Genomic DNA, 10986 nt, shown 5'->3' with positions numbered 1-10986 from the left:
TCGAAAACAGTCTGAAATTGGCGCACGCGAGACCATCCGTTAAAGGTTTGTTAACAATGGTTGCGAAGATGTGCGCATTCCAGCTCGGATTGCAAGTTTTTGTATATAATAAGGTAAATTCCTGTGTCTCATCCCTTTGGGTGATGCCGAATCACAGGCGTCCCCGCCCATTAATTTAACAAAACTTAATGGACACTCCCTATCATGCCTCGCAGCGTTTCCCGCCCTTGTTGCATCTTGCGCGCGGAGAGCACGCAGGGAGTGTTCGAAACAGCGTCTATCGATGGAAATATGACGAGGAATTTCCGTTGACCGTGACGCACCGCGATGGATCAGTGCATGAAGCACACGTTGGCCGACGTAGTTGACATCGACCTACACAAGCAGCCGCACAGGCCGCACCTGGCTGAGCTTCAGACCCTCTATCGCATGGAGGGTGAGGCCGGTCGGCGCGCGGCGACGCGGCAAGGGCTGTGGGTGGCCGTCGTCGTCTACCTGCTCTTCTTCATCCCCGACATCTTGCTGATCCCCGACGTCGCCTTCTACACGATCCTTGCCCGCCTCGTCGTCGGCATCGGCTCGCTTCTGACCCTTGAGATCCTGTTCCGGCTGAAGGCGCGAACCAAGTGGCTCGACGGCACCTGTGCCGCAGCACTCGTTTTCGGCTACATCGGCTGGCTCGTTCCGGCGATGATGACGGCCGATACGGACAGCATGTCCTACTACATGATCTTCGGCGCCATCTTCATGATGGGTGCCAACCTCTTCTTCAGCTTCCGCTTTCGCCTCTCCGTCGTCGCATCCAGCATCGTGCTCGTGACGTTCTTCATCGCGCTGTCGTTCTTCTCCGAACACAACCCGTCCTATCTGATTGCGTTTGGAACCTTCTACCTCTCCTGCTTCGTTTTCACCTCCTATGTGAACTGGAAGCTCAACCGGGAGCGTTACAAGGTTTTCCTCAACGCCTTCGAAGCGAAGATCCAGCAGAACGAGGCATCGGAACGCGGCATGGCCCTGCTGCGCCTGTCCAACACCGACCCCCTGACCGGCCTCGACAACCGCCGCGCCATCGACCAGCAGCTGCGCGACTACTGGAACGATTGGCAAAGGCTCGGCAAGAGCTTCACCGCCATGCTGATCGACGTCGATTTCTTCAAGAAGTACAATGACTGCTACGGCCACCAGGAAGGCGATCGCTGCCTGATACTGGTGGCCAATGCGCTGGGTGAGGCCATCAAGGACTACCAGGGCTCGATCGGCCGCTACGGTGGCGAGGAATTCATCGTTCTTGTCCGGCTGGACACACGGGAACAGGCGGCCGAGCTTGCGGAGACGATCTGCCGTACGGTGGAACGCATGCGCCTCGTGCACGAGCAGCGACGCGACGGCATATCGATCGTGACGGTCAGCGTCGGCGCGGCGTTCACCCGCAACCAGACCGGCGCCAAGCTTGAGAAAATCATCCACGAAGCCGATCGCGCGCTCTACGCCGCCAAGGCGAATGGCCGCAATTGCGCCAAGCTGTTCGATCCGAACGACCCGCAAAGCAGCGACGAGAGCGAGAACATTGCGGCGCTCCTGAAAATCGCCATCGATCAGAACCTCGTCTCTCTCGTCTACCAGCCGATCCGCAACGTCGTGACCGGCGAGGTCGAGGCGGTCGAGGCGCTGATGCGCCTGACGATGCTGGACGGCACCTCGGTCCCCCCCAGCCTCTTCATCCCGGTTGCCGAGCGAACCGGCGCCATTCTCGATCTCGGTCGCTGGGCGATCAAGACCGTCTGCCGCGAACTGCTGGTCGACAACCATGTGCCGCTCGTCAGCGTCAATGTCTCGCCGATCCAGCTGAAGACCCCTGGATTTGCAACCTCGGTCGCCGCGATCCTCGGGGAGACCGGCGTTGCCGGCAGCCGTCTCGCGTTCGAGATCACCGAAGGGCTCGAGATGGAGATGCATTCGGGCATCCTGCGGTGTATCAGCGACCTAGAGACGCTCGGAATCCGCATCTGGCTCGACGACTTCGGAACCGGCTTTGCCGGCCTCTCCTGGCTGCGACTGATCGATTTCGACACGGTCAAGATCGACCGCTCCTTCCTGCATGATTGCGCCACGCCCAAGGGACGCGCGATGCTGCAGGACATCATCGGGCTGGTGCGCAACCGCGGACACAAGATCCTGATCGAAGGCGTGGAGACAGACGAGCAGCTGGCCCTGATGCGACGCTTCGGGATCGACCACGTCCAGGGCTTCCATGTCGGCCGGCCGGCGCCTGCCGAGACGCTGCGCGCACAGCCCGAGGACACGCCGCGCGCGCCGGTGCGAAGCATCGCCCGCTCATAACCCGGTCCGCCCCCGCCTTGTCGAGACCATGCGGCGCCTTGGTCCCTGCAACTTAAGCCCGTGCTTCGTCTCCTCCCTGAAACGGGAGCCCGAGCAGGCTTGACTAATATGAGTTGCGCATCAGCTGGTTGGGGACGTAGAATACGGGAACTTACAGTGCCGCCGGTTACAATCTCACATTGTGCCCATGGAGGCGCGCGATGGCAGTCGAACAAGAGAAGGACGTCGGATGCGAACGGGCCTCTCAGCCCCCAAGCAATGCTGAAATCCTGGTGCAACTCGACCGGATCCGCCGCAGCGCCGAGTTCGACGCACCGGATCGCGATCGCAAGTTCCTGGCCTATGTCATCGAGGAGACGCTGGCCGGCCGGGGCGACCGCATAAAGGCCTATTCGATCGCAACCGAAGTCTTCGGCCGCGACAGCTCCTTCGATCCGCAAACCGACCCTGCGGTCAGGATCGAGGCCGGTCGTATTCGCCGCGCGCTCGAACGTTATTATCTCGTTGCCGGACGCACCGACCCGATCGTGATCAGCATCCCCAAGGGCGCCTATGTGCCAACCTTCACGCGGCGCCCCGCACTGCCGCTGCAGGCGGACGCCACCGGAATGACCGGGCATCTGCGCGTCCGGCGCGTGACCTGGCTTGGCGCCGCAGCTGCCCTTTGCCTTGCCGGCGGCCTGGCCGCAAGCACGGTTTTCCACGCCGGGCGGGACGACACCGTCACCCGCCACGCGCTGCCGAAAGTTCCGCGGCTGCTCGTCAAGCCGTTCGAGGACCTGACCGGTACCGCGCAGTCGGCGATGATGGTGCGCGGCCTCACCGGCGAGGTCGCCGATGCGATCGCCAGGTTCAAGGAGGTCGTCGTCGTCACGCCTGAAGACCCGCACGGCCCGCAGCGAGTGCAAGACGATCCGACCTTCACGCTCGCAGGCCGCGTCCAGATGGATGGCGACAGGCTTCGGCTGGGCGTCAGGCTGATCCAGCGATCGGACGGGGCGGTGGTCTGGGCAGACACCTACGAGCAGGCGCTGAAGGGGCGCGCCATCATCGATCTGCAGGCACAGACCGGCCAGGCGGTTGCAAGCGATGTCGCTCAGCCGCATGGCGCCCTGTTTCAGGCCAGCGCCAGGGCGTTCAGTCACGCGGTCGCGGGGGAATGGCAGGCCTATGCCTGCACGCTGGCCTATTACGACCACCGCGACGACGTCAGCCCAGAGGGCCGTGCCATTGCCACGGATTGCCTCGAGCGCACGGTCAGCCGGTTCCCGACCTACGCGAGCGGCTGGGCCCTGCTGTCGATGACCTATGTCGATGCGTTCCGTTTCCATCCGGATCCTGCGCCGTCGGCAGGTTTGGAACGGGCTGCGGAGGCAGCGGCCCGGGCGGTGAAGCTGGATCCACGAGACCCCCGTGCGCTTGAGGCGCAGATGCTGGCCCTGTTTTTCCAGGGCGAAGTCGATGCCGCGCTGAAGGCCGGCGCCAGGGCCCATGCGATCAATCCTGCCGATGCCGAGCTTGCCGGCGAATATGGCTTGCGGCTCGCTTTGTCCGGCCAATGGGATCCCGGCTGCGCGCTGGTCGTCGCAGTCGCTGAACGCGATTTCGGCTCGCGCGGATCCGTCGAGGCGGCGCGCGCGGTCTGCTCGTATTTCGGCGGAGATTATCGTGCGGCCGAGCAGTGGGCACATGTCGCCGGCCCTCGCCCGGCACCAATGGATCACCTGATGCTCTTGGCGACCCTTGGCAAACTCGGAAAGACCGCGCAGGCGCAGAAGCAGCGCGACTGGCTGGAGGCGAACGCCCCGGGCTTTCTCGAGACTGTCCGCCGGGGGACCGTTCCCGGTCTTCGCCGTTCCGAAGACCAGGAACAGTTGTTCGACGGCTTGCGCAAGGCGGGCCTTGCCATAGCCGAAACGGCCTACGAGCAGGCGCGCGGTGGCGGCTCCGTGCGCTGACCGCTGACCGTGTCTGCACTCAGTCCGGCCGCGCAGGTTGCGACGGGTCGGGTTCGCTGCCGTCGCTTCGCATCCAGACCATCAAGAGGTCGTGCACGACGCTCAAGACGATCGGCCCGAGGAAGAGGCCGATCAAGCCGTAGGACAGCGTGCCACCGATGACCCCGAGCAGGATCACCATTGTCGGTGTCGAGAGCCCGCGCGCGACGAGAATGGGCTTCATGACATTGTCGATGACAAAGAGCGGAACCAGGAGAAGCGTCAACAGCAGCGCCGGCGCGAAATCCATCGTCGCCCAGGCCCAGATGATCACGGGCAGGAGGATGAGCGCCGGTCCGATCTGGATAAGGCACAGGATAAGCACGACGAAGGCGATCGCCCCGGGGGCAGGAACCTTGAACAGACTGAGGACCAGGGCGGAAAGAAAGGCCTGGAGCAACGCAACGCCGATGACGCCACGGGCCACATTGCGGATCGTCGCCGTCGATAGCCTGAGGAAGCCGACGCCCCTGTCGCCGCCGATCCTGGCGGCGAACCGTCGCGCAAGCGTTGCGAGGCGCTCGCCGGAGCCGAACAGAAAACCGGCGATCAGGACCGAGACCACGAAGCTCAGGACTTCCGCGCCGACGCTCGCAATCTTGCCGAGCGCCATCGTGCCGGCCTGCATCAGCGACGGCTCGAATTTTCGCAGCAGGCTTGCGAAATTGTCTGACGCCATGCTCCAGGCCATATAGATCCGCTCGCCGATGACCGGCCAGCCGCGCACGCCCTCCGGCGGCGCCGGGACCTTGAGGGCCCCTTCTCCCATCTTCGCCAGCAGCGCCTGAACGCCTTCGGCAAAGCTGAACGCGATCGCCGTCAACGGCGCGACGATGACGGCAAGGCAACCGAGCGTGATCAGAAACGCAGACAACCGCCGCGATCGAAGGACCCCGCCAAGGCCGGAATAGGCCGGGTAGAGCGCCACGGTCAGGATCGCCGCCCAGACGAGCACGATGGCAAAGGGGGCAATCAGCGTCAGGGCCCAATAGGCGAAGAGCCCGACGATGCCGATTCTCGCAAGATCTGTGATCTTCGCTTCGATGGTGGACGGCCTGGTGGATGCGTCACGGGCAACACCGGTCCGGAAAGGATCTTCGACCACGCTTGTCCCTCTCTCACGCACCGTTGGCGATGCGGCGATAACGCTGGCCGGCGACGCCAAGGCTGAAGCTTTCGACCCGCGTTGCAAACGCCCCTTGACCCAACCCTCGTGCGAATGCGTGGCCGCGGGCAATCCTGCGGCAGTAACATACAGTAGCATACGTCACGCGGCCTTCCCGATTGACCGGCGTCCTCTAGAGATTCAGGTGGCAGATGGCAGCAAAGGCACGGGCTGCGGCCAGACGGACTGGACCAGATCAAACTGAAGTTGCAGCAAAGAAGCGTCGACAGGGGGCTGTCACGCGCGCTTGTTGAAGCGCCCGCGCACCCGCCCGACACACGAGGGAGGCTGGATAGATGATCAGAAAAACGATCATCGCGCTCGGGAGCGCAATAGGATTTCTGGTAACGACACCGGTCTGGGCGCAACAGACGGCCGCCGCCCCCGCTGCTCAGGAGCAGACGGCGCCCGAACCGCTCAGCGACGACGAACTCGAGGTCCTCGTTGCCCGCATCGCGCTCTATCCCGACGAACTGGTGGCTCTCATTTCCGCCGCCGCCCTCTACCCCCTGCAGATCGTCGAGGCGGAGCGCTTCCTCGAGGCGCGCCAGAAAAAGCCGGACATGAAGCCGAAGGACGACTGGGACGGCAGCATCGTTTCGCTGCTGAACTACCCGCAGATCGTCAAGATGATGAGCGAGGATCTCGAATGGACCCAGTCCTTCGGGGACGCGATCGCCAACCAGCAGAAAGACGTGCTGATCGCCATCCAGCAACTGCGTGACGAGGCGGTTGCCAAGAACATCATCAAGACCGACGACAAGGTGAAGGTGGTTCAGGAGGGCGATAACGTCATCATCCAGGCTGCCAATCCCGAAACCATCTACGTACCGCAATACCCACCGGAGATGCTCTACGAGCCGAATTACGCGCCCGCGCCGATCGGTTATTACGACGAGCCCTATCCGGCCTACTGGTATCCGGGGGCTGCCTTCTTCGCCGGCGCGGTCACGGGGGCTGCCTTCGCCGCGATCGTCGATTGGGACGACTGGGGTGTCTGGGGTGGTCGCTGGAACGGCGGCGACATCGATGTCGACTGCAACAACTGCTTCAACAACATCAACGGCAAGGTCAAGTGGAACGACATCGACTGGAAGAACGTCGATCGCAGCAAGATCAACTTCGACCGCAACCAGTTGCAGAAGTTCGACCGAAACAGCATCAAGAACAACATCAAGGCGAACGGCAACAACAACCTGCGCAACCGTGCCGCCGAGATCAATCGCGACCGGCCGAACGCGCGGCCTGGAGGCGGTGGCGGCGGGCAGATCCGGGATGTGCGCAAGAGCACGCTCGACGGGTTGAAGGCGCAGCAGAGGCCGGCGGCCCGTCCCGGCGGCGCCGGTGGCGGACAGGCGCTCGCGAAAGCGCGCGCCGGCGATGGAAAGCCTGGCATCAACCGCCCGAGCGGTGGCAACAAGCCCGCCCAGCTCAACCGCTCCGGCGGCAAAAAGAAGATGGCAGCCCGGGCGGAGAACCGGCCGAGGAAGCCTTCCGGCCTTGGCAACGTCAATCCCGGTCGCCGTGAGATGGCCTCGTCGCGCCGTGGTGGGCACAGCATGGGCGGCGGCCAGCGCGGTGGCGGACGGCCGCAGATGAGCCGCGGTGGCGGCAGGCCGCAAATGCATCGCGGCGGCGGTGGTGGGCGCGGCGGCGGCCGCAGACGTTGACCGGCTGACAGGAGAACGACCATGACAAAACTCTTCAATTCGCTTCTCCTGGGATCGGCGATTGCGCTGGTTCTGGTAGCAACGCCAATCGGCTCCACCTATGCGCAGGACAAGCCGCCAGCAGACAAGCCTGCGGGTGATCAATCTCAAGGAGATCGGCCACCGGCCGATCAGCCGCCAGCGGACCAGATGGTGGGTGACCTGGATATCTATGCCGCAGACGAGGACCCGCCGGAATTCGACGACCCGGCCAAGGCCGTCGAGGAATTCAAGGCGAAACTGGCGGCCGACGATTTCGACGGCCTGGCGAAACTGCTGGGGCTGAAAGCCGAGAAGCTGAAGGACAGCGAGGGCGTCAAGGATACGTTTGCGCTTATTCGCGAGGGGGCGGCCCGCAATGTCGTCGTTCGGGACCTCGAAGGCCGCAAGATCCTCCAGATCGGCGACCGGCTCTGGCCGCTGCCCTTCCCGCTCGCCAAGGGCGATGACGGAAAATGGGCGTTCGACACCTATGTCGGCCTCGAAGAGATCGTCAACCGACGGGTCGGCGAAAACGAGCTTCAGGCGATCGACACGGTGCGTGCCTATGTCGATGCGCAGAAGGAATACGCGTCCGAGGATCGGGATTCGGATGGCGTGCTTGAATATGCGCAGAAACTGATCAGCACGCCGGGCCAGACGGACGGCCTCTATTGGCCTGCCGACCAGGGCGACGGCGAAAGCCCGGTCGGAGACCAGATCAGCGAGGCGGCTCTGGAAAAGGCGAAGGCAGGCCAAGGCTACTTCGGCTACCGCTTCCGCATCCTGACGTCCCAGGGCGACAACATCGCCGGCGGTCGCTATGACTACGTCATCAACGACAACATGATCGGCGGCTTCGCGCTCATCGCCTGGCCGGTCACCTATGCCGAGACGGGCGTGAAGACTTTCGTCGTCAACCAGCAGGGCATCGTCTACGAGCGGGACCTCGGGCCGAGCACAGAAGCGATCGTACCATTCATCGACCGCTTCGACCCGGATGACAGCTGGGCCGTCGTGGACGATTGAGAGGCAGATCCGCACAAAGGTCGGATGACGGCGAGCACCTGAACCGGTATCGCCGTCTGCCTTGAAGATCCCCTGTCGCCCGCAACTCCTGCCGCGTCTAGCGTTCCGGCAGTCCTGCGTGCCGCAAGCCTTCGACCATTCGGTCTTCCCAGCCTGGGATGTTCTTGAACCAGGGCAGCGCGCGGTAGCGCTCGATGGTAAAACCCGGTTCGGCCGCCAGCAGCTTTTGTGCCGCCCACCGGGCGGTTTTGAGATCGCCGCACATTGCCGACCAGGCCGCGAGGTGACGATAGGACCAGCTCACGTCAGGGTAGGTCGTGACGACCTCCTGGGCAATTGCGATCGCTGCTGGAAGCGATCCCTCCATAGCCAGCGAGAATGCCATCCCCAGCCGCATGTTGAATGCGAGCGGATCTCTCGGGCTGAGCGCCATTCCGCGCTGGAAGCGTTCCGGCGCCAGGGCCGCTTCGTCCCTGAAGATCGCAAGCCAGCCGAGGCGCGCCCACGCCCAGGCATTGTTTGGATCGAGCGCCAGCGCCTTTTCGATCAGGCTTTGGGCACGATCCTGCTCGCCGCAGATGCTCATGGCCGCGCCGGCTGCAGTCAGCGCCGTCGGATCGTCGCCAACCGCTCCGGCAGCTTCGACCGACGCCCGCGCATTCTCCAACGCCCGCTGCGGCTGCTCGGTCCAAAGGTAAGACGCGTCCGAAGCGTAGCACCACGCCAGAAGAGCGTGCGCGCGACCGTAGTCAGGATCGACGGCGACCGCCTGGCACAGCAGCTCGATCGCCTCGTGGTTCGTCTCCTTGCGGCGGCCCCAAAGGTTCGGATAGGCGCGCATGACGAGATCATAGGCCCTGAGACTGGTCGGCGGCTTGCGTTTCGCCAATGCGATCTCGGCATCGCGGATCGCCGGATGAATCGCGCCTGCCACCTGTGCCGCGATGCGATCCTGGAAGTCGAAGATATCTTCGGCTGCCCCCTCGTAGCGCTCGGACCAGGACTGCGTCCTTGTCTCCGCGTCGATGAGTTGCACCGAAATGCGCAGCCGGTTGCCGCCCCGGCGCACGGTGCCCTCGACGACGTAGTTGACGCCAAGTTCCCGGCCGACGTCGCGCACGTCGGCAAAGCGCCCCTTGTAGGTGAATGCGGACTGCCGGGCGATCACGAAGAAATTGCGGACGCGAGAGAGCGCCGCGGTGATTTCCTCCACGACACCATCGACGAAGTATTCATCGCCCGGACCGCTCAAGTTGTCGAAAGGCATCACCACGATCGACGGCTGGTCTGCGTTGCGCCCGGTTGCAAAGGATAGCTGCGGCGCGATCGTGGATTCGATACGCGTCTCCTCCTGCCAATCGACCCGAAAGACGGAAATCGGCCGGGGAATGTTTTTCACGGTCCGCACGCCAAGGCTCGTCATTGCGAACGATACCTTGCCATCGAGATGGTCGCGCACCGCGGCCGAAATGCAGATCCCCGTCGGTGCGGCGATCTCCTGCATGCGCGCAGCGATGTTCACGCCGTCGCCGAGCAGATCGTTGCCCGACACCACGACATCGCCGAGATTGATGCCAATTCGGAACTGCAGACGGCGATCGGGCGGAAGATCCTGCACGAGACTGCAGAGGTCCCGCTGGATCTGGACCGAGCACCGCACCGCCTGGACAGCACTTGGAAACTCGACGACGAGCCCGTCGCCTGCGCTGCCGAAGATGCGGCCGCCATGGTCGTCGACCAGTTCGGCAATCCGGCCGCGGCAAACGTCAAGGGCGCGAAGCGTCGCTTCCTCGTCCAGCGCGGCAAGGCGGCTGAAGCCGGCAACATCGGCCGAAAGGATGGCTGCAAGCTTGCGATCCACGGCAGTGATGGCTCCTTCAGGCGCGACATCTGTTGCTGCACTGAGATCCACTGTCCCACATCCGCGGATGTTTGTCGTCAGGGAGGTGGAAGAGCATTCTTGACGTCGGCGGAAGTGCGGAAGGGCCGACCCCGGCGCATGCGCCCGGCTCTCTCACCATCCGAAGTTTGAGTTGACCGTGGCCGACGGCAAGGCGACACTTCGAGCTTGAACCGAGGCAGGAGAAAAAATGATGGCCGAAGCAGACCCCTGGCGCCACATGGCAAGCGCACCGAAAAACGGAAACCGGATCCTCGTCACGATCCGCCCGTCGGAACAGGGAGTGGCGGAAGTCGACCTCGCATACTGGTCGAAAGGCGATCAGTTCGGAGCCGAAGGCTGGCGGGCCTCCGATTCCTCGCCCGGCCGCATCGTGCAGTACGCCGATACGGAACTGAAGTGCTGGATGCCGATGCCGTCTGCCAATCTCGGCCGCAGCTCGATGCCACCACCATGGGAAGGCGATGACGAAGAGCAACTTGACGGCTCCGGGATCTAGCGCCGCGCAGACCAGTAGGAAAAATGGGGGCGGACTTCGGGATCCGGTTGCACGCGCCGATCCGCCGCGCCCGCCGCCAATGGCGTGGCATTGACGTGGATGTGGCACGGATACCGACGTTCGACGCGGGAGGGCGCTTCCTTGACATCCGACGGACATACGCCGCGTCGCCTTCCTCCTCCCCGCTGTCCTCCGCCTTGTTCCGTGCTTGTCGGTGCGGTCTGGCAGCCGTCTGTCTGTTGGGTCCCCAGAAACGCCAAAAGCCCGCCGGATATGTCCAGGCGGGCTTTTTTTGATTTGGTTGCGGGGGCAGGATTTGCGGATATCTGTCCCGCTTCGTCGGCTGCGCCTCCTTGCGGGCCCCTGAA

General features: G+C 63.6%; 7 protein-coding genes. 5 read left to right on the top strand and 2 right to left on the bottom strand.

The window, feature by feature from the left end:
- Positions 1-339: 339 nt before the first annotated feature.
- Both VGO12_RS16105 and VGO12_RS16100 read left to right on the top strand, forming a co-directional pair.
- Positions 340-2340 (top strand): GGDEF and EAL domain-containing protein, encoded by a 2001-nt coding sequence (locus tag VGO12_RS16105; protein WP_327513748.1) that lies wholly within the window; start codon positions 340-342, stop codon positions 2338-2340.
- A gap of 200 nt (positions 2341-2540) precedes the next feature.
- The gene (locus VGO12_RS16100) at positions 2541-4298 is read left to right on the top strand and encodes a hypothetical protein (RefSeq protein ID WP_327513747.1); all 1758 of its coding nucleotides are present in this window, start codon (positions 2541-2543) and stop codon (positions 4296-4298) included.
- Between the two features lie 19 nt (positions 4299-4317).
- On the opposite strand, the gene VGO12_RS16095 is transcribed toward VGO12_RS16100, so the two are convergent.
- Positions 4318-5442: an AI-2E family transporter gene (locus tag VGO12_RS16095; protein ID WP_327513746.1), complete on the bottom strand. Its 1125-nt coding sequence runs from the start codon at positions 5440-5442 to the stop codon at positions 4318-4320.
- A gap of 356 nt (positions 5443-5798) precedes the next feature.
- Between VGO12_RS16095 and VGO12_RS16090 the strand changes: the two genes are divergently transcribed.
- Entirely contained in the window at positions 5799-7172 is a 1374-nt protein-coding gene (locus VGO12_RS16090) for a DUF3300 domain-containing protein (protein WP_327513745.1), read from the top strand.
- A gap of 21 nt (positions 7173-7193) precedes the next feature.
- Positions 7194-8219, top strand: coding sequence for a DUF2950 domain-containing protein (locus VGO12_RS16085; protein WP_327513744.1), 1026 nt, complete (start codon positions 7194-7196; stop codon positions 8217-8219).
- A gap of 97 nt (positions 8220-8316) precedes the next feature.
- Here VGO12_RS16085 and VGO12_RS16080 read toward each other — a convergent pair whose 3' ends face one another.
- Complete coding sequence (locus VGO12_RS16080; protein ID WP_327513743.1) at positions 8317-10080, bottom strand: adenylate/guanylate cyclase domain-containing protein; 1764 nt, start codon at positions 10078-10080, stop codon at positions 8317-8319.
- A 232-nt stretch (positions 10081-10312) separates the two neighbouring features.
- Here VGO12_RS16080 and VGO12_RS16075 point away from each other — a divergent pair, with 232 nt between their 5' ends.
- The gene (locus tag VGO12_RS16075) at positions 10313-10618 is read left to right on the top strand and encodes a hypothetical protein (protein ID WP_327513749.1); all 306 of its coding nucleotides are present in this window, start codon (positions 10313-10315) and stop codon (positions 10616-10618) included.
- Positions 10619-10986 lie beyond the last annotated feature (368 nt).

The organism is Ensifer sp. (assembly GCF_035999135.1).
Taxonomy (GTDB): domain Bacteria; phylum Pseudomonadota; class Alphaproteobacteria; order Rhizobiales; family Rhizobiaceae; genus Ensifer.
The sequence above is the reverse complement of the archived record's forward strand: the minus strand, read 5'-3'. Positions and strand labels throughout refer to the sequence as shown.

Bases quoted from the DNA above. Each gene is read 5' to 3' on its own strand.
- VGO12_RS16105 (WP_327513748.1), top strand. From the start codon at position 340: ATGAAGCACACGTTGGCCGACGTAGTTGACATCGACCTACACAAGCAG.
- VGO12_RS16100 (WP_327513747.1), top strand. From the start codon at position 2,541: ATGGCAGTCGAACAAGAGAAGGACGTCGGATGCGAACGGGCCTCTCAG.
- VGO12_RS16090 (WP_327513745.1), top strand. From the start codon at position 5,799: ATGATCAGAAAAACGATCATCGCGCTCGGGAGCGCAATAGGATTTCTG.
- VGO12_RS16085 (WP_327513744.1), top strand. From the start codon at position 7,194: ATGACAAAACTCTTCAATTCGCTTCTCCTGGGATCGGCGATTGCGCTG.
- VGO12_RS16075 (WP_327513749.1), top strand. From the start codon at position 10,313: ATGGCCGAAGCAGACCCCTGGCGCCACATGGCAAGCGCACCGAAAAAC.